The organism is uncultured Polaribacter sp., from assembly GCF_947503875.1.
In the GTDB taxonomy this organism is placed as follows: domain Bacteria; phylum Bacteroidota; class Bacteroidia; order Flavobacteriales; family Flavobacteriaceae; genus Polaribacter.
Map to the genome: position 1 here is coordinate 438328 of NZ_CANNFH010000002.1, position 18715 is coordinate 457042.

Below are 18715 nucleotides of genomic sequence, written 5' to 3' on the forward strand. Positions count from 1 at the left end.
ACATTTCAAAAATACAATATAATTCCTTTATCTTTGAGATTATCAAAAACATTTCCATGAAAATTATTAAAAAAATAGTGCTTTCTTTAGTATTCATAATTGTTTTAATTATTGCCTGTGCGTGGAGTTATGCAAAGTGGTTGGCGCCAGATTATAATGGAACTTTTGAATTGGAAAAAATCTCTGAACAGATAACTATTCAATTTGATGAAGTTGGCGTGCCTCACATTAGTGCTCAAAATCAAAAAGATGCCTATTTGGCTTTGGGTTATGTGCATGCACAAGATAGATTATGGCAAATGGAATTGATAAGAAGAATAGCTGCTGGCAGATTGTCTGAAATTTTTGGTAGAGATTTGCTTAAAACAGATGTTTTTTTTGCTGGTTTAGGAATTGAAGAAGCGGCTGAAAAAACAATTGCAGTATTAGATAAATCAGCAGAAAGTTATGTGTTAACACAGGCTTATTTAGATGGAATTAATCAATATATAAAAGAAGGAAAAACACCTTTAGAGTTTACCATGTTGGGTATAGAAAAGGAATATTATACCATAAAAGATGTGTATAATGTTTTTGGTTATATGGCTTTTAGTTTTGCTGTTGCGCATAAAACAGACCCTTTACTAACAGAGGTGAAAGAAAAGTTAGGAGATAATTATTTTGAAGAATTAGTGTCTAATAATTTAGAAAACTTAACCATAAATAAAACAGAAGTTTCTAAAATTAAAGGAAGTTTGTCAGTTGCTGTAAATAAATTGATGCAAAAATTGCCAGTAGCTACATTTATTGGCAGTAATTCTTGGGTTTTGGGGCCAGAAAAAACTAAAAATGGAAAAGTAATTTTTGCGAATGATCCACACATAGGATATTCGCAACCTTCAGTTTGGTATCAAAACCATATTAGAACACCAGATTTTGAAATGTATGGTTTTAATATTGCGTTAATGCCATTTCCATTATTAGGTCATAATAAAACGTATGCCTATGGTTTAACAATGATGGCAAACGACGATTTAAACTTTTATATAGAAGAAAATAATCCTAATAATCATAAGCAATACAAAACAGAAAATGGTTTTAAAAATTACGCGATTCGCAATAAAACCATTTCAATTAAAAATGAAAAAGATACTACCTTTCAAGTTAAAGTAAGCAGGCATGGACCAATAATGAATGGAATTATTTCGCATTTAGAAGATGAAAGACCTATTGCCATGCATTGGATTTACACGCAATTAAAAAATGAACAATTGGCAGTTACTTATGAAATGTCTCATGCCAAATCTTTAATGGATTTTAGAAATGCGGTTTCAAAAATTCATGCTCCTGGTTTAAATGTAATGTATGGTGATGCAAAAGATAACATTGCATGGTTTGCCTCTGCAAAATTATACAACTTAAGAGATAGTTTGTCCTCTAAAACCTATTTAAAAGGAAGCAATGGTAAAGATGATATTTTAGCTTATTTACTATTTTCTGAAAACCCACAAGCTATAAATCCAAGTAATTACTATGTGTATTCTGCAAATAATCAACCAGAAATGCAAAATGGGGAATTGTATCCAGGCTATTATCAACCAGAAGACAGAGCAAAAAGAATAACAACCTTACTAAATGCAAAGGATAATTTTACTAAAAATGATGTAGCTACTATGTTGTATGATGTAAAATCTTCTAAAGTATCAAAAATAATTTTAGATTTAGTAAAAAATATCAATCAGTCGAATTTATCAGCTTTAGAAAAAAAAGCAATTTTAATTTTACAAAATTGGGATAGTAATTATTTAAAAAATGCTGTAGCACCAACAATTTACAACCGATTTTTATATGAGTTTTTGGCAGCAACGTATAAAGATGAAATGGGCGATAGTTTTACGTTGTTTATAAATTCTCAGTTGCAAGACCAAGCCTTGCCAATACAACTTAAGAAAGAAACTTCTGTTTGGTGGGATAATATTGATACTAAAAATAAAGTTGAAAATAGAAAGGAAATTATTACAAAGGCTTTTCTAAAAACAATAGTGTTTTTAGAAAATCAATTAGGACAAAATATAAAAGATTGGACTTGGAGTAGGGTGATTTCTGTGGAGTATGAACATGCAATAGGTAAAGCAGGTGGTTTTTTAAGAACATTTTTTAATGTTGGCCCTTTTGAAACTATTGGTGGAAATGAAGTAATTAACAACCAAATTTTTGATTTAGATAGCACAGGAATTTATAAAATTAAAGCTGGGCCTTCTACAAGAAGAGTAGTAGATTTTTCTGATGTAGAAAATAGTTTGTCTATTTTACCAACAGGGCAATCTGGCAATGTGTTTAGTAAATATTACAAAGATCAGGCAAAAAAGTATGTAGATGGTGAGTTTGTAAAAATGCGTCTGAATATAGAAGGTGTTAAAAATAGCACTCAAGTACTAATTTTGAAACCCAAAAAATAGCAAAATTTATTGGCAAGCATCCCAAATTGGGTCTTTTGGTGTTGGTGCAATTATAGTAATGTTTTTTTTAGAAACTGGGTGTATAAATTTTATTTTTCTGGCATGTAAACTTATGCTTCCATCTTTATTACTTCTTTTGGCACCATATTTTAAATCGCCTTTAATTATGCAACCAATATTTGCCAATTGTGTTCTTATTTGGTGATGTCTGCCAGTTTCTAAATCAATTTCCAATAAGGTGTAATTGTCTAGCTTTTTTGCTACTTTATAGTGTAGTATTGCTTTTTTACTGCCTTCAATTTCTTTTTTGTACACAAAAGATTTATTTTTTTTAGTATCTTTTTTTAAGAAATTAGTTAGCGTATTTGTTGCTTGCAAAGGTTTGTTTTGTACTAAAGCCCAATACGTTTTATCAATAGTTTTATCGCGTAACATTTTGTTTAAACGCTCCAAAGCTTTAGAGGTTCTTGCAAAAATTACTATTCCAGAAGTAGGTCTATCTAATCTGTGCACTGTGCCAATAAAAACATTACCAGGTTTGTTGTATTTTTCTTTTACATATTCTTTTACAACATCGCTTAATGGCTTGTCGCCAGTTTTATCTCCTTGTACAATATCACCTGAGTTTTTGTTAACCACTATAATATGATTGTCTTCAAATAAAACCGATAAATTGTTTTTGGTAGATTGCATTGTAATGCTCTAAAATAAAGATTTAGTAACTATGAATAAGTAACTTATTTAAAATCTTTGGCTACATCTTCATTAATTTGATCAATAAATGTCAAAAATTCTTTTCTGCCTAAACCAGTAGAAGATGAAGTTAAAAAAGTTTCGGGTAAAGACTCCCAATGTTGCAATAATTTCTTCTTGTAAGAGGTAATTTGTTTATTCAATTTAGAACTTCCTAATTTATCTGCTTTTGTAAAAACAATACAAAACGGAATTTGGTTTTCGCCCAAAAACTGCATAAAATCTAAATCTATTTTTTGAGGATCGTGTCTAGAATCTATCAAAACAAAAGTACAAACCAATTGCTCTCTTTCTTTAAAATAGTTTTCTATAAAATACTGAAAAATTACGCGTTTCTTTTTAGAGACTTGCGCATAACCATAGCCTGGTAAATCTACCAAAAACCATTCTTCATTAATTTTAAAGTGGTTAATTAGTTGTGTTTTACCTGGTTTACCAGAAATTTTGGCCAAATCTTTACGCTCCATTAACATGTTTATTAATGAAGATTTACCAACATTAGAGCGCCCAATAAAAGCATATTCTGGCAATCTATCTTTTGGAGCTTTGGTAACATTACTGTTACTCATTATAAATTCAGCCGCTTTAATTTTCATTACTTAAACTTTCTCTCAGTAAGCCAATTGTCAACAATGCTATTAAATTCTTCTGGTTTTTCCATCATTGCTGCATGGCCACATTTATCAATCCAAAATAATTCTGAATCTGGTAGTAATTTATGAAAATCAATGGCAACCTCTGGTGGTGTAACTGTATCTTGTTTTCCCCAAACAAGACAAGTTGGTTGGCTCATTTCAGGTAAATCTTTGGACATATTATGTCTAATGGCACTTTTTGCAATAGCTAAAGTTCGTATTGCAGAGTTTCTATCGTTTACAATTCTAAAAACTTCATCAACTAATTCTTTAGAGGCGGTATTTGGGTCGTAAAATACATTTCTAGTTTTTTCTTCCATGTATGCATAGTTTCCTCTTTTAGGAAAACTATCTCCCATAGCGTTTTCGTATAAGCCAGAACTACCTGTTAAAACTAACGCTCTCACTTTTTCTGGATAGTGTTTTGTATAGTAAAGCCCTATATGTCCTCCTAAAGAATTTCCAAGAAGTATTGCGCTATCTAACTCTTTAAACTCCATAAACTCCTTTAAAAACGTTGCTAAATTTTTAACATTAGTTTTTAATAGTGGTAAAGTATAAAGCGGTAATTCTGGTATCAATACTTTATAACCATTTGTAGAAAAATAGCTAAAAGTGTCTTCAAAATTACTTAAAGCGCCCATTAGTCCATGTAAAACAATAACTACTGGTCCTTCTCCTGCTTCTGCATATGTAAATTTTCCTTGCGTTTTTAACTTGTCAGTCATTTGTTCGATTCATAATTACCTAACCGCAAATGTAATCCTTTTTTTGTAACATATATCTTATTTCTGTAATTGGCTATTATTCAGTTATTAACAGGTTTTTTAGCTGTAATTCCTTAGAATTGTGTTTATTTATTAACAATGTGGTAAAAAGTGGTAAAAAGTGGTAAAATTTATATATTTTTGAGGCAGTTTAAAGTTATAAGTAAAAGTGATAAACCTAATTGGTACATACGAAGTTAAGGCAGATGCTAAAGGTAGAGTGATGTTTTCATCAGCTCTAAAAAAGCAATTGCAGCCAATTTTAAATGAAGGTTTTGTAATCAAAAGAGCTGTTTTTCATCCTTGTTTAGAATTGTATTCTATGGAGGAATGGAATTTATTAATGGCAAAACTAAATAAGCTAAATAAGTTTAAAAAGAAGAACAACGATTTTATTAGAAGGTTTACAGCAGGAGTTAAAATTGTAGAATTTGATGCGGCTGGTAGAATTTTAATACCAAAAGATTTATGTGAAATAGCAGGTATTAAAAAACAGGTAGTATTATCATCTGCGGTAAACATTATAGAAATTTGGGACAAAGAACGATATGAAAAGGCGATTGATGATGCTACTGGAGATTTTGGAGATTTGGCAGAAGAAGTAATGGGAAATACAGATTTTGATGAGCTACCATAATCCAGTTTTATTGCAAGAGAGTGTAAACGCCTTGGCTATTAAGCATAATGGGGTGTATGTAGATGTTACATTTGGTGGTGGTGGGCACTCAAAAGAGATTTTAAGTAGACTAGGAGAAGGTGGTAGGTTGTTTGGTTTTGATCAAGATCCTGATGCACAACAGAATGTTATTGATGACTCTAGATTTACTTTAATACCAGAAAATTTTAGATATATAACACGATTTTTAAGGTTTCATGGTGTAAGAAAGGTAGATGGTATTTTGGCAGATTTAGGGGTTTCTTCGCATCAGTTTGATGAAGCGGAAAGAGGATTTTCTATTCGTTTTGATGGGGATTTAGATATGCGAATGAATCAAAAATCTAAGATTTCTGCGAAAGCAATTGTAAATAATTATTCTGAAGAGAAGTTGGCGGAAATTTTGTTTTTGTACGGGGAATTAAGAAACTCTAGAAACATAGCCAAAACAATTGTAGAAAAAAGAGAAGAGCAGAAAATTGAAACTAGTTTTCAGTTAAAAGAGGCGTTGCGTAGGTTTTTACCAAAAGCAAAAGAGCATAAAATTTTAGCGCAAATTTTTCAAGCAATAAGAATAGAGGTAAATGAAGAATTGGCAGTTTTAAAAGAATTTTTAGAGCAAACTCCAAATTTGTTAACAGAAGAAGGTAGGCTAAGTGTAATCTCTTACCATTCTCTAGAAGATAGACTAGTAAAGCGATTTATTAGAACAGGAATGTTTAGCGGCGAGCCAGAAAAGGATTTTTTTGGAAACACAAATGAGCCATTACAAAAAGTTGGAAAGTTAGTAATACCTACCCCAATAGAAATTACCACGAACAACAGGGCTCGCAGTGCTAAACTAAGAATTGCAACTTTAAAAAAAGTTGCGAATAAAAAATAGTGGAAAATAAATTTCTATTGTGTAAAAATGTCTAAGGTTAAAAAAGGTGTTTACGGGTTTTTAAGAGGTAGTTTTTTAACTGATGAGTTTGCGTTAAAAAACTGGAAAATTATCTTATTCGTAGTGTTTCTGTTTTTAATTATGATTACTAGCTCACACAACGCAGATAAGAAGGTGATTAAAATATCTGACTTAAATAAGTTAAAAAGAGAATTAAGAGCAGAATATATAGATACCGGAACTATTTTAATGCGAATGAAAATGGAGTCTAGTATTAAGAAAAAGGCGAAAGCAAGGGGTTTACAACCGTCAGCAACTCCTCCAAAAAAAATAAAAGTAACTATAAATAAAGATTAAAATTGGCAACACATAAAAAAAGCATACTTACTAAATTTTACTTGGTGGCAGCTTTTATGGCACTGTTTTTATTTGCAGTTATTTTTAAAGTTATTCATTTACAGTATGTAAAAGGAGAGCAGTATAGAAAGCTGGCTATGGATTTAACTGTTAGACAAGATACTATCTATGCTAACAAAGGTAACGTTTATGCTGCAGACGGCAACTTGTTAGCAACATCTATGTCTAAATTTAATATTTACATGGATTTGGAAACTGTAAATAGTCAGATTTTTGAAGATAATTTTATTGAATTGTCTAACGAGCTTTCTAAAATGTTAGGTGGGTCTTCTAGTTATCATCAAAAAAGGTTACGAAACGCAAAAAATAAAAAAAGACGTTATTTTTTAATTGCAAGAAATATTGGTTATACAGATTATTTGAAGATGAAGAAATTTCCAATTTTTAAATTGGGCGTCTACAAAGGAGGGTTTATTGCAAAACACAGAACAGAAAGAGCACATCCTATTGGTAAAATTGCTGAACGAACAATTGGTTATGATGATTTTAGGGGTGAAGCAGGTATAGAAGGAGCATTTGCAGATTATATGCAAGGGCAAAATGGATTAAGGTGGGAACAAAAAATTGCTAAAAACCAATGGAAACCTATTAGTGATTATAATGAGAAAGAACCTGTAGATGGCCATGATATAATTACCACTATAGATGTAAATATTCAAGATATTACACATCACGCCTTGTTAGCGCAATTAGAAAAGTTTGAAGCAGACCATGGTTGTGCAGTAGTTATGGAAACTGCAACAGGAGAAATTAAAGCGATTTCAAACTTAGGTAGAAATAATAGTAACACTGGGTATTACGAAAAAAGGAATTATGCTGTGTGGGAAAGTCATGAGCCAGGTTCTACTTTTAAGTTGGCAAGTTTAATGGCAATTTTAGATGATAAAAAAATAGATACAGCTACAGTAGTTGATACAGAAAGAGGTAGAATTTTTATACATGGTTCTAAAGTAGAAGATTCTCATAGAGGAGGTTATGGTAAAATTTCGGCAGCAAGAGTATTTGAAGTTTCATCCAATGTTGGGATAGTAAAATTAATTAAAAAACATTACGACGCAAAGCCAGAAAAATTTATCCAAAAGTTAGAAGATTACGGATTTACAAAACCCATAGGGTTTCAAATTAAAGGCGAAGGAAAACCTTATATACCTAATCCTAAAGATAAAAAACGCTGGAATAAAATTTCTTTAGAATGGATGTCTTGGGGTTACGGAGTGTCTGTTACGCCAATGCAAACTCTTATGTTTTATAATGCTGTTGCAAATAATGGTGTAATGGTAAAGCCCCGCTTTATAAAAGAACTAAGAAAACAAGACAAGACTGAGAAAGTATTTGAAACTACAATTGTAAACCCAAAAATAGCTTCAGATGTTACTCTAAAAAAAATAAGAAAAATAATGGAGAATGTTGTGGTTAAAGGTACTGCAGATAATATATACTCTCCCAACTTTTCTATGGCTGGTAAAACAGGAACAGCTAAAAAGTTTTTGCCAAAACATAAAGATGAAAACGGCAAAATAGTTCGTGCAGGCTATTCAAATAAACACTATGTAGCTTCTTTTGCAGGTTTTTTTCCAGCAGATACGCCCAAATACTCTTGTATTGTAGTTGTACATGATCCTAAAAAAGAAAAAGGGTATTATGGAGCAACTGTTGCAGGACCTGTTTTTAAAGAAATTGCGCAAAAAATTTATACTACAACTCCCATAGATAAACAATCTGTAGAAGATGAAATTGATTTTGAAGAGGTTGAGAAAGAATATATCAAATACGATAATTATTTAAGAAAAAATTATACAGTTATACCTAGTGTGAAAGGTATGACAGGTATGGATGCTTTAGCGCTTTTGGAAAATTTAGGATTAAAAGTAAAAGTTTCTGGAACAGGTAAAGTAAAGCATCAATCTTTAAAAAAAGGAGAAAGGTTAGTTAAAGGAAAAGTAATAACCCTAAAATTATCATAGTCGTTTTGAAAAATTTACAAGAGATATTATATAAGGTTGCTATTAACAAAGTGTTTGGAGTTACAAATATTGATGTTGCAAACATTGTTTTCGATTCTAGAAAAGTTGAGAAAAATACAGTTTTTGTGGCTCAGAAAGGGGTTACTGTAGATGGGCATAATTATATTGATAAAGCAATAAGTTTAGGTGCAATAGCAATTATTTGCGAGATTTTTCCAGATAAAACACAAGATGGTATTACTTACGTTCAGGTAAACAATGCAAATATAGCATTGGCAATCATGGCCTCTAATTTTTATAACAACCCTTCTGCTAAGTTGCCTTTAATAGGTGTTACAGGTACCAATGGTAAAACAACTATTGCTTCTTTATTATACCAATTATTTAAAAAAGCAGGTTATAAAGTAGGTTTGTTATCTACCGTAAAAGTATTGGTAGGTGTTACTGAGCATAAAGCTACACATACTACACCAGATTCTATTACCATAAATAGTTATTTAGATAAAATGATTGATGCAGGTGTAGATTTCTGTTTTATGGAGGTAAGTTCTCATGGTATACATCAAAAAAGAATAGAGGGATTAACCTTTGCTGGTGGTATTTTTACAAATCTTTCTCATGATCATTTAGATTATCACAACACCTTTGCAGAATATAGAGATGTTAAAAAAGAATTTTTTGATGGTTTGCCTAAAACCGCTTTTGCTTTAACAAATATAGATGATAAGAATGGCAATTATATGTTGCAAAATACTAAAGCAAAAAAATACTCTTATGCCTTAAAAACCTTTGCAGATTTTAAAGCTAAAATTTTAGAAAAGCAATTGTCTGGTACTTTAATAGCTGTTGATGGTACAGAAATTTGGACAAAATTAATTGGCATATTTAATATTTATAATTTAACTGCCATAATTGCCACAGCTGAGTTGTTAGGTTTAGAAAAAATAGAGGTTTTAACCATTATTAGTGAATTAGAAAGTGTTAGTGGTCGTTTTGAGTATGTAATTTCAGAAGATGGTATAACTGCAATTGTAGATTATGCGCATACACCAGATGCTTTAAAAAATGTTTTAGAAACCATAAACGATATTAGAACAAATAACGAAAAAGTTATTACAGTTGTGGGTTGTGGTGGAGATAGAGATAAAACCAAGAGACCTAAAATGGCAAATATTGCCTCGCAATTAAGCAGCCAGGCTATTTTTACTTCAGACAATCCAAGAACAGAAAATCCACAATCCATTTTAGATGAAATGGAAGCAGGGGTTTCACCAGAAAATTACAAAAAAACAATTGCCATTTTAGATAGAAAGCAAGCTATAAAAACAGCTTGTAAATTTTCTGAAACAGGAGATATCATATTAATAGCAGGAAAAGGACACGAAAATTATCAAGAAATAAACGGAGTTAGAACTCATTTTGATGATTTAGAGGAAGTGAAAAACTGTTTCAATCAACTAAAAAAATAAACAGAGCATGCTATATTATTTATTTCATTATTTAGAAACTCAGTTTAGTTTTCCTGGCGCAAGTGTGTTTCAGTTTATAACATTTAGAGCAGCTGCAGCTTTTATTTTATCATTATTAATCTCTGCAATTTTTGGTAAGCGAATTATAAATTTTTTAAGAAATCAACAAGTTGGAGAAACTGTTAGAGATTTGGGTTTAGATGGTCAAATACAAAAAGCAGGTACACCAACAATGGGTGGTGTTATTATAATTTTAGCCACTCTAATTCCAGCAATTTTGCTAGCAAAATTAGATAATATTTATATAATTATTCTTTTGATTACCACAGTTTGGATGGGATTAATAGGATTCTTAGATGATTATATTAAAGTGTTTAAAAAAGATAAAGACGGTTTAAGCGGTAAATTTAAAGTCTTAGGTCAGGTTGGTTTGGGCATTTTTGTTGGTGCAATGTTGTATTTTAATGAAGATGTAACAATTAAAGAACAGCTACCAAAAGAGCAACAAATTGTACAAAATAATGGTAAAGTTAAAGTGTTTGGAGAAGCGCATAAATCTACCAAAACAACAGTTCCTTTTTTTAAAGATAACGAATTAGATTACTCAAAAGCACTAGGATTTTTAGGAGACGGTTATGAAAAATATGGATGGATTGTTTTCATTTTTATTGTTGTTTTTATTGTTACAGGAATTTCTAACGGTGCTAATTTAACAGATGGAATAGATGGTTTAGCTGCAGGTTCTTCTGCAATAATGGTGGTTACACTAGGTGTTTTTGCTTGGGTTTCAGGTAACATTATTTTCGCAGATTATTTAGATGTAATGTATATACCCAATTCCGGAGAAATGACGGTTTTTATTCTCGCTTTTGCAGGCGCCTTAATTGGTTTTCTTTGGTACAACACCTATCCTGCTCAAGTTTTTATGGGAGATACAGGTAGTTTAACAATAGGCGGAATTATAGCGGTTATTGCAATAGCGATAAGAAAAGAATTATTGCTGCCAATTTTGGCAGGAATATTTGTAGTAGAAAATCTATCTGTAATACTTCAAGTTTCTTGGTTTAAATATACTAGAAAGAAATTTGGAGAAGGAAGACGAATTTTTAGAATGTCGCCACTACATCATCATTATCAAAAGTTAAGTTATCACGAAAGTAAAATAGTTACCCGATTTTGGATTGTGGGAATTTTATTAGCAGTATTAACAATTGTAACCTTAAAATTAAGATAATTCAAAAACACCATCTGATTCTTTTTAGAATATGACGGTAGATATGTTTTGATTTTGTGCGAAACAGTATTAAGAATAGAAGAATAAAAATAGAAAAGTAACAATGAGTAATCGAGAAAATATACAAAAAACAGTTTTTTCTTCTTCGGAAGAAAGGAAGCTTGTTGTTCTTGGTGGAGGAGAAAGCGGTGTAGGAACAGCTGTTTTGGCCAAACAAAAAGGTTACCAAATATTTGTTTCTGATAAAGGAGAAATTGCAGCAAAGTATAAAAAAGTGTTGCTAGAAAATGCAATTGAATTTGAAGAGAAAAAGCACACAGAAAGTAAGGTGTTAGTAGCAGATTTAGTAATGAAAAGTCCTGGTATACCAGACACAGTTCCGTTGGTTTTAAAATTGAAACAAAAGCAAATTCCAGTTATTTCTGAAATTGAATTTGGCGCAAAGTTTACCAATGCCAATTTAGTGGGTATTACAGGCTCAAATGGTAAAACAACAACAACGCTATTAACGCATCATATTTTAAAAAATGCGGGTTTAAATGTTGCTGCAGCTGGTAATATAGGAGCTAGTTTTGCAGCGCAATTAGCAACAGAGGCCTGTAAAAATTATGTGTTAGAATTAAGTAGTTTTCAGTTGGATGGTATAGAAGATTTTAAAGCACATATTGCCATTTTAACCAATATTACTCCAGATCATTTAGATAGATATGATTATGATTTTAATAAGTATATCGCGTCAAAATTTAGAATTACAAAAAATCAAACTGCATCAGATTATTTAATTTATGATGCAGATAACCAAGCCATAAATAATTGGTTAGAAAATAATACTACAAAAGCAAAATTAGTTCCCTTTTCTATAGAAAAAAAACTGAAGTATGGTGCTTTTTTAGAAGACAATAAAATTACAATCAACATAAATAAAGAAATATTTTATATGCCATTATCTACACTAACAGTAAAGGGAAAACACAATGTAAAAAATGCCATGGCAGCAACAATGGCAGCACAATTATTAAAAGTTAGAAAAGAATCTATTAAAGAAAGTTTAGCGAATTTTGAAGGTGTAGAACATCGTTTAGAAAACGTTGCTAAAATTAGAGAAGTGTCTTATATAAATGATTCTAAGGCAACTAATGTAAATGCAACTTTTTACGCTTTAGAGTGCATGGATAAGCAAACTGTTTGGATTGTTGGAGGAGTTGATAAAGGAAATGACTATAACGATTTGCTGCCTTTAGTAAGAGAAAAGGTGAAGGCAATTGTTTGTTTAGGTTTAGATAATGATAAAATTAAAGAAACTTTTGGCAATGTGGTTGATATAATTATTGAAACTGCTGGGGCAGAAGAGGCAGTAAAAGTTTCTCACAAAATTGCAGAAAAAGGAGATGCAGTGTTGTTGTCTCCTGCTTGTGCTAGTTTCGATTTGTTTGAAGATTATGAAGATAGAGGACGTCAGTTTAAAAAAGCGGTTAAATGTCTTTAAAAAAATATAAATAAATAATTCGTTGAAATTGATTTTTAATTTAAGAATCTATCAATCTAAAAATCCAAGAATCTAAGTACCTATAAATGAAAACCATACTTCAACATATAAAAGGAGATAGAGCTATTTGGGCAATTGTTGCAGCATTAGCTATTTTCTCCTTCATGCCAGTGTACAGTGCAAGTACAAATCTGGTGTATGTTGTAGGTAATGGTTCTACTTTAGGGCACTTGGTAAAGCATGCAACGTTATTGTTTTTTGGTTTTTTAATCATTTATGGCGTGCATAAAATTCCTTATCGTTATTTTTCTGGTGGTTCTGCTTTAATGTTACCCATTGTTTTTATACTACTAATTGTTACGTTAGCTCAAGGTACTACTATTGGTGGTGCAAATGCAAGTAGGTGGATTAGAATTGGTGGTGTTGGTTTTCAAACATCAACCTTAGCAGGTTTGGTTTTAATGATTTATGTTGCAAGATATCTTGCTAAAAATAAAGAAAAAGTTATTGTTTTTAAAGAGAGTTTATTGCAGCTTTGGCTGCCAGTTGGTTTAATTTTAATGTTAATTTTGCCTGCAAATTTCTCAACAACCGCTATTGTTTTTACCATGGTTTTAGTATTGACTTTTATAGGAGGTTATCCCTTAAAGTACCTTGGGTTTGTTTTAGGAGCTGGTTTGGTTGCTTTATTGTTTTTTATTTTAATGGCTAAAGCTTTTCCAGATGCTATGCCTAATCGCGTGCAAACTTGGCAAAGTAGAATAGAGAGTTTTTCGCAAGAAGGTAGTAAAGAAGCGTATCAGGTGGAAAAAGCGAAGATTGCAATTGCTACAGGTGGTTCTTTTGGTGTTGGACCAGGAAAAAGTGTACAAAAGAATTTTTTACCACAATCTTCATCAGATTTTATTTATGCCATAATTGTGGAAGAATTTGGTTTATTTGGTGGTGTTGTTTTAGTGGTTGTTTATTTCTTATTACTGTTTAGAATATTTGTTGTTTTAAAGAAAACCACTACAATTTTTGGTACTTTATTAGTAGTTGGCTCTGGTTTGCCTATTGTTTTTCAGGCCACTATAAATATGGCTGTGGCTACAAATTTGTTTCCTGTAACTGGACAAACATTACCACTTATTAGTAGTGGAGGTACTTCTATTTGGATGACTTGTATTGCACTTGGAATGATTTTAAGTGTAAGCGCCTCAAAAGAAGAAACAGAAGAAGATATTTTAGATGATAATCCTTTAGATATTTTGCATGAAACAATCGACTAAATATTTAAAATTAAATACACAAATTATGATGATTGTCAAATACATTCATATAAACAAATATAAAAGTCTGTATGAAACAGTCGATTAATGTACTTATTTCTGGAGGTGGAACAGGAGGACACATTTATCCTGCAATTGCAATTGCAAATGAGATAAAGGTGCGTTATCCTGATGCAAATTTTTTATTTGTAGGGGCAAAAGATAAAATGGAAATGGAAAAAGTACCAAGAGCTGGTTATAAAATTAAGGGCTTGTGGATTTCTGGAATTCAAAGAAAATTAACAGCAGATAATCTTTCTTTTCCCTTTAAATTAATGAGTAGTTTATGGAATGCATCAAAAATAATTAAAAGTTTTAAACCAGATATTGCTATTGGTACTGGTGGTTTTGCAAGTGGGCCTACATTAATTATGGCCAATAGAAAAAGAATACCAACCTTAATACAAGAACAAAATTCTTACCCGGGAATTACAAATAAGTTACTTAGTAAAAAAGCAAGTAAAATTTGTGTTGCGTATGATAATCTAGAACGTTTCTTCCCAAGGGAAAAAATTAGAAAAACAGGAAATCCTGTGCGCCAAGATTTATTGTCTATTCACAGTAAAACTGCAGAAGCAAAAAGCTTTTTTAAGTTAGATTTAAACAAGAAAACTGTATTAGTTATTGGTGGTAGTTTAGGTGCAAGAAAAGTAAACCAATTGATTGAGAAGAATTTGGAGTTTTTTAAAAATCAAGAAGTACAAGTGCTTTGGCAATGTGGTAAATTTTATATTGATGACTATAAAAAATATAACAATGTAGAAAATATACAAGTGCATCAGTTTTTAAATAGAATGGATTTAGCTTATGCTGCCGCAGATGTAATTATTTCTAGAGCAGGAGCAAGTTCTGTTTCAGAATTGTGTATAGTAGGTAAACCTGTGTTATTTATTCCTTCGCCCAATGTGGCAGAAGACCATCAAACAAAAAACGCAAAATCTATAGCAGATAAACATGGCGCTTTATTATTAAAAGAGAGTGAACTAGATACGTTTCCTGTTGTTTTTGAAACCTTATTAAAAGATGAAGGAAAACAGCAAAGTTTATCAGAAAACATAAAAGAATTGGCTTTACCAAGTGCAACGAAAGATATTGTAGATGAAGTAGAAAAATTATTAAAAACCCCTACTTAATCTTCCCAAAGGTAAGAAATACTCTTGAGGACTGTGGGAAAGTAAAAATATTAAAAACGAAAATTAATAAACAATAGAATACTTTAATAAAATTGAATACAGAAAGAAATCATATCATCAATAGTGAGAAAGTCCTTCCCTTTGGTAAGGGTTTAGGATGGGAATTTATTTTTTTCATTGGTATTGGAGGCATAGGAATGAGTGCAATTGCACGTTATTTTGTTTCTATTGGTAAAGCTGTTGCAGGTTATGATAAAACCGCTTCAAAAATTACAGAAGAATTACAAAAAGCAGGTGTTGTAATTCATTTTGAGGATGATATTAAGCACATACCAATTGCTTTTTTGAATAAAGAACAAACGTTAGTAGTCTATACGCCTGCAATTCCAGAAAATCATGCAGAGTACAATTACTTTGTAAATAACAATTTTACAATTTTAAAAAGAGCAGAAATTTTAGGAGAAATTACAAATACTTCTTTTTGTTTAGCGGTTGCAGGTACACATGGTAAGACTACTACATCTGCCATTTTGGGGCATATTATGGCAACAGAAAATGCTACTTCTTTTTTAGGAGGAATTGCAGAAAACTATAATTCTAACCTAATTTTAGGTGCAGATAAAGTAAGTGTTGTAGAGGCAGATGAATTTGATCGTTCTTTTTTAAAATTGAGTCCCAATATTGCCTGTGTAACCTCTATGGATGCAGATCATTTAGATATTTATAAAAATCCAGAAGCTTTAACTACATCTTTTCAGGAATTTTCAAATAAAGTAACAGGCGCTTTAATTGTAGCTAAAGGTATACCATTAAAAGGCTTAACCTACGCAATTGAAGAGGCTGCAGATTATACTGCACAAAACCTAAAAATAAAGAATGGTACGTATATTTTTGATGTAAAAACACCTAGGAGCAAAATAAAAGATATTGCCTTTAATTTACCAGGAAAACATAATGTTATGAATGCTCTAGCAGCTTTTGCTATGGCAGATGTTTACGGGGTAGATTTAGCAATTATAAAAGAGCGCTTGCAAAGTTTTAAAGGTGTAAAAAGAAGATTTTCATATAAGATAAAAACAGAAAATTTTGTTTTAATTGATGATTACGCGCATCACCCTACAGAAATAAATGCAGTAGAAAGTTCAGTTAGAGAAATGTACCCAAATCAAAAAGTTTTGGTTGTTTTTCAACCTCATTTGTTCTCTAGAACTCAAGATTTTGCAAATGATTTTGCTACTGCTTTGCAAAAATTTGATGAAGTAATACTTTTAGATATTTATCCTGCAAGAGAAAAACCGATTGAAGGAGTAACATCAGATTTGTTGCTTAATAAAATGCAGCACAAGCAGAAAAAAATAGTAAAAAAAGAAAATTTAATTAAAGATATTAAAAATTCAGTTGCAAATGTAGTAGTAATGTTAGGTGCTGGAGATATAGGAGCACTTACAAATACGGTAGCACAAGCACTTATAAATAGCGATAGATATGAAAGTTAAACGCAATTTGAAATATGTGTTTTTTCTATTATTCATAGGGTTTGTGGGCTTTTTATATAGTTTTACTACAACAAGAAATACAACTAAAAAAGTAGCTGAAATCGAGGTGAAATTTTTAGAGGGAAACAATAATTTTTTAACGCATAGTATGGTTAATAAATTGTTAATACAAAACGATTCTAATATGGTAAAATCTGCAAAATCTGTAATAGATTTATACAAATTAGAGCAGCAGGTTTCTAAAAATCCGTATGTAGAAGAATCTGCGGTGTTTTTAACTATTGATGGTGTGTTAAAAACAACTATTAAACAAAGAATACCGGTTGCAAGAATTATAGCAAAAGATAGTTCTTATTATATTGATAAAGAGGGAGTAAATATACCCTTGTCGACTGTTTTTTCGGCAAGAGTTGTGTTGGTTTCTGGGGTGGTAAAAGATGAGGTAAAGCTTGTCTTGCCTTTAATAAAACTGATTTTAAAAGATGATTTTTTACAAAAAGAAATTGTCGGTATTACGAAATCTAATACAAACGAATATCAGTTTTCAGTTAGAAGTGGAGATTATAAAATAGATTTTGGAAAATTAGAAAATGTAGCAGTAAAATTTACCAAGTTAAAAGCTTTTTACAATACCACATTTAGAAATAAAAAGATACAAGAGTATAAATCGATTAATGTAAAATATCACAACCAAGTTGTGTGCACAAAATAAATCAAAATGGAAAACAATAAAATAGCTGTTGGTTTAGATATTGGTACAACCAAAATTGTAGCAATGATTGGGCGTAAAAATGAGTACAACAAAATTGAGGTTGTTGGTATTGGTAAAGCAAAAAGTTTAGGTGTAAAACGTGGTGTTGTAAGTAATATTACGCAAACTATTCAATCTATACAGCAAGCCATAGAAGAGGCAGAAAGTGTTTCTGGGGTTAAAATAGATAATGTTGTTGTTGGTATTGCAGGGCAACATATTCGTAGTTTGCACCATTCAGATTACATTACTAGAGATAATGCAGACGAGGTTATAGAAGAGTCTGATATTGAAGATTTGGTAAACCAAGTACACAAATTGGTAATGTTGCCGGGGGAAGAAATTATTCACGTTTTACCGCAAGAATTTAAGGTAGATTCTCAGGCAGATATTAAAGAGCCAATTGGTATGTATGGAGGGCGTTTAGAGGCTAATTTTCATGTGGTAGTTGGGCAGGTATCGTCAATAAGAAATATTGGTAGATGTGTAAAAAGTGCTGGTTTAAGTTTAAGTGACATTACGTTAGAACCGCTGGCATCAGCATCTGCGGTAATAAGTCAAGAAGAAAAAGAAGCCGGTGTTGCTTTAATAGACATAGGTGGTGGTACAACAGATTTAGCAATTTTTAAAGACGGTATTATAAGGCATACAGCTGTAATTCCTTTTGGAGGAAATGTTGTTACAGACGATATTAAGGAAGGTTGCTCTATAATCGAAAAACAGGCAGAATTGTTAAAAATTAAATTTGGTTCTGCTTGGCCAGGTGAAAATAAGGAGACAGAAATAGTCTCTATTCCTGGTTTAAGAGGAAGAGAACCCAAGGAAATTACCTTAAAAAATTTATCGAAAATTATACATGCAAGAGTACAAGAAATCATAGAGCGTGTGTATTTAGAGATAAAAAACTACGGACATGAAACCCAAAAAGGGAAATTAATTGCAGGGATAGTGTTAACAGGTGGAGGGTCTCAATTAAAACATCTACGCCAACTAGTAGAATATATTACGGGTATGGATGCTAGAATTGGTTTTCCTAATGAACATTTAGCAGGAGATTCAGAAGACATTTTATCTAGTCCTTCATACGCAACAGCAGTAGGTTTGCTTATGGAAGGTTTGCATAAGGAAGATATTGATGAAGAGGTTGATGAGGAAATAGTAGCAGAAGTTATAGAAACGAAAGAAGATTTTGTAGATACTATTTCGCCACAAGAGGAAGTACAAGCTTTGGAGTCAGAAAAACCAGATAAGAAAAATAAAACATCGTTTTTTGAGAAATTTACAGAACGACTAAAAGATTTTTTAGATAATGCCGAGTAAATAG

16 protein-coding genes are annotated in these 18715 nt (G+C 31.4%); 13 read left to right on the forward strand and 3 right to left on the reverse strand.

Features of this window, described 5'->3' with window-relative positions:
* Positions 1-56: 56 nt before the first annotated feature.
* Positions 57-2438, forward strand: coding sequence for a penicillin acylase family protein (locus Q0684_RS04345; RefSeq protein ID WP_299012876.1), 2382 nt, complete (start codon positions 57-59; stop codon positions 2436-2438).
* Between the two features lie 6 nt (positions 2439-2444).
* On the opposite strand, the gene Q0684_RS04350 is transcribed toward Q0684_RS04345, so the two are convergent.
* From Q0684_RS04350 to Q0684_RS04360, 3 genes are read right to left on the reverse strand one after another with little or no spacing between them, the layout of a single operon-like run.
* Positions 2445-3131, reverse strand: a complete 687-nt coding sequence (locus tag Q0684_RS04350; RefSeq protein ID WP_299012879.1) for an RluA family pseudouridine synthase — start codon at positions 3129-3131, stop codon at positions 2445-2447.
* A 44-nt stretch (positions 3132-3175) separates the two neighbouring features.
* Positions 3176-3787 carry a ribosome biogenesis GTP-binding protein YihA/YsxC gene (yihA, locus tag Q0684_RS04355; protein WP_299012889.1) on the reverse strand — a complete coding sequence of 204 codons (612 nt, stop codon included), beginning with the start codon at positions 3785-3787 and terminating at the stop codon, positions 3176-3178.
* Positions 3787-4554 carry an alpha/beta hydrolase gene (locus Q0684_RS04360; RefSeq protein WP_299012893.1) on the reverse strand — a complete coding sequence of 256 codons (768 nt, stop codon included), beginning with the start codon at positions 4552-4554 and terminating at the stop codon, positions 3787-3789. The genes yihA and Q0684_RS04360 overlap by 1 nt, the downstream gene beginning before the upstream one ends.
* A gap of 208 nt (positions 4555-4762) precedes the next feature.
* On the opposite strand from Q0684_RS04360, the gene mraZ reads away from it, so the two are divergent.
* The 12 genes from mraZ (at position 4763) to ftsA (ending at position 18711) form a co-directional block, all read left to right on the forward strand.
* Positions 4763-5230: a division/cell wall cluster transcriptional repressor MraZ gene (mraZ, locus tag Q0684_RS04365; protein WP_299012918.1), complete on the forward strand. Its 468-nt coding sequence runs from the start codon at positions 4763-4765 to the stop codon at positions 5228-5230.
* The gene (rsmH, locus tag Q0684_RS04370) at positions 5217-6131 is read left to right on the forward strand and encodes a 16S rRNA (cytosine(1402)-N(4))-methyltransferase RsmH (RefSeq protein ID WP_299012921.1); all 915 of its coding nucleotides are present in this window, start codon (positions 5217-5219) and stop codon (positions 6129-6131) included. The genes mraZ and rsmH overlap by 14 nt, the downstream gene beginning before the upstream one ends.
* A gap of 27 nt (positions 6132-6158) precedes the next feature.
* On the forward strand, positions 6159-6488 hold the full coding sequence (locus Q0684_RS04375) for an FtsL-like putative cell division protein (RefSeq protein WP_299012930.1): 330 nt from the start codon (positions 6159-6161) through the stop codon (positions 6486-6488).
* 56 nt (positions 6489-6544) lie between these two features.
* Positions 6545-8512 carry a penicillin-binding protein gene (locus Q0684_RS04380; RefSeq protein ID WP_299013339.1) on the forward strand — a complete coding sequence of 656 codons (1968 nt, stop codon included), beginning with the start codon at positions 6545-6547 and terminating at the stop codon, positions 8510-8512.
* 5 nt (positions 8513-8517) lie between these two features.
* Entirely contained in the window at positions 8518-9981 is a 1464-nt protein-coding gene (locus tag Q0684_RS04385) for a UDP-N-acetylmuramoyl-L-alanyl-D-glutamate--2,6-diaminopimelate ligase (protein WP_299012945.1), read from the forward strand.
* A gap of 7 nt (positions 9982-9988) precedes the next feature.
* Positions 9989-11215 carry a phospho-N-acetylmuramoyl-pentapeptide-transferase gene (gene mraY, locus Q0684_RS04390; protein ID WP_299012950.1) on the forward strand — a complete coding sequence of 409 codons (1227 nt, stop codon included), beginning with the start codon at positions 9989-9991 and terminating at the stop codon, positions 11213-11215.
* A gap of 103 nt (positions 11216-11318) precedes the next feature.
* Positions 11319-12701 (forward strand): UDP-N-acetylmuramoyl-L-alanine--D-glutamate ligase, encoded by a 1383-nt coding sequence (murD, locus tag Q0684_RS04395; protein WP_299012952.1) that lies wholly within the window; start codon positions 11319-11321, stop codon positions 12699-12701.
* 86 nt (positions 12702-12787) lie between these two features.
* Positions 12788-13972, forward strand: coding sequence for an FtsW/RodA/SpoVE family cell cycle protein (locus tag Q0684_RS04400; RefSeq protein WP_299012957.1), 1185 nt, complete (start codon positions 12788-12790; stop codon positions 13970-13972).
* A 71-nt stretch (positions 13973-14043) separates the two neighbouring features.
* The gene (gene murG / locus Q0684_RS04405; protein WP_299012959.1) at positions 14044-15144 is read left to right on the forward strand and encodes an undecaprenyldiphospho-muramoylpentapeptide beta-N-acetylglucosaminyltransferase; all 1101 of its coding nucleotides are present in this window, start codon (positions 14044-14046) and stop codon (positions 15142-15144) included.
* A 116-nt stretch (positions 15145-15260) separates the two neighbouring features.
* Positions 15261-16640, forward strand: coding sequence for a UDP-N-acetylmuramate--L-alanine ligase (gene murC, locus Q0684_RS04410; protein ID WP_299013342.1), 1380 nt, complete (start codon positions 15261-15263; stop codon positions 16638-16640).
* Complete coding sequence (locus Q0684_RS04415) at positions 16630-17352, forward strand: cell division protein FtsQ (protein WP_299012962.1); 723 nt, start codon at positions 16630-16632, stop codon at positions 17350-17352. Before murC ends, Q0684_RS04415 begins: the two co-directional genes overlap by 11 nt.
* Before the next feature lie 6 nt (positions 17353-17358).
* On the forward strand, positions 17359-18711 hold the full coding sequence (gene ftsA / locus Q0684_RS04420; protein WP_299012964.1) for a cell division protein FtsA: 1353 nt from the start codon (positions 17359-17361) through the stop codon (positions 18709-18711).
* Positions 18712-18715: the final 4 nt, after the last annotated feature.

Bases quoted from the DNA above. Each gene is read 5' to 3' on its own strand.
- Q0684_RS04400 (WP_299012957.1), top strand. From the start codon at position 12,788: ATGAAAACCATACTTCAACATATAAAAGGAGATAGAGCTATTTGGGCA.
- yihA (WP_299012889.1), bottom strand. From the start codon at position 3,787: ATGAAAATTAAAGCGGCTGAATTTATAATGAGTAACAGTAATGTTACC.
- Q0684_RS04360 (WP_299012893.1), bottom strand. From the start codon at position 4,554: ATGACTGACAAGTTAAAAACGCAAGGAAAATTTACATATGCAGAAGCA.
- murG (WP_299012959.1), top strand. From the start codon at position 14,044: ATGAAACAGTCGATTAATGTACTTATTTCTGGAGGTGGAACAGGAGGA.
- Q0684_RS04345 (WP_299012876.1), top strand. From the start codon at position 57: ATGAAAATTATTAAAAAAATAGTGCTTTCTTTAGTATTCATAATTGTT.
- mraY (WP_299012950.1), top strand. From the start codon at position 9,989: ATGCTATATTATTTATTTCATTATTTAGAAACTCAGTTTAGTTTTCCT.
- ftsA (WP_299012964.1), top strand. From the start codon at position 17,359: ATGGAAAACAATAAAATAGCTGTTGGTTTAGATATTGGTACAACCAAA.
- Q0684_RS04350 (WP_299012879.1), bottom strand. From the start codon at position 3,131: ATGCAATCTACCAAAAACAATTTATCGGTTTTATTTGAAGACAATCAT.
- murD (WP_299012952.1), top strand. From the start codon at position 11,319: ATGAGTAATCGAGAAAATATACAAAAAACAGTTTTTTCTTCTTCGGAA.
- Q0684_RS04415 (WP_299012962.1), top strand. From the start codon at position 16,630: ATGAAAGTTAAACGCAATTTGAAATATGTGTTTTTTCTATTATTCATA.
- Q0684_RS04380 (WP_299013339.1), top strand. From the start codon at position 6,545: ATGGCACTGTTTTTATTTGCAGTTATTTTTAAAGTTATTCATTTACAG.
- rsmH (WP_299012921.1), top strand. From the start codon at position 5,217: ATGAGCTACCATAATCCAGTTTTATTGCAAGAGAGTGTAAACGCCTTG.
- Q0684_RS04375 (WP_299012930.1), top strand. From the start codon at position 6,159: ATGTCTAAGGTTAAAAAAGGTGTTTACGGGTTTTTAAGAGGTAGTTTT.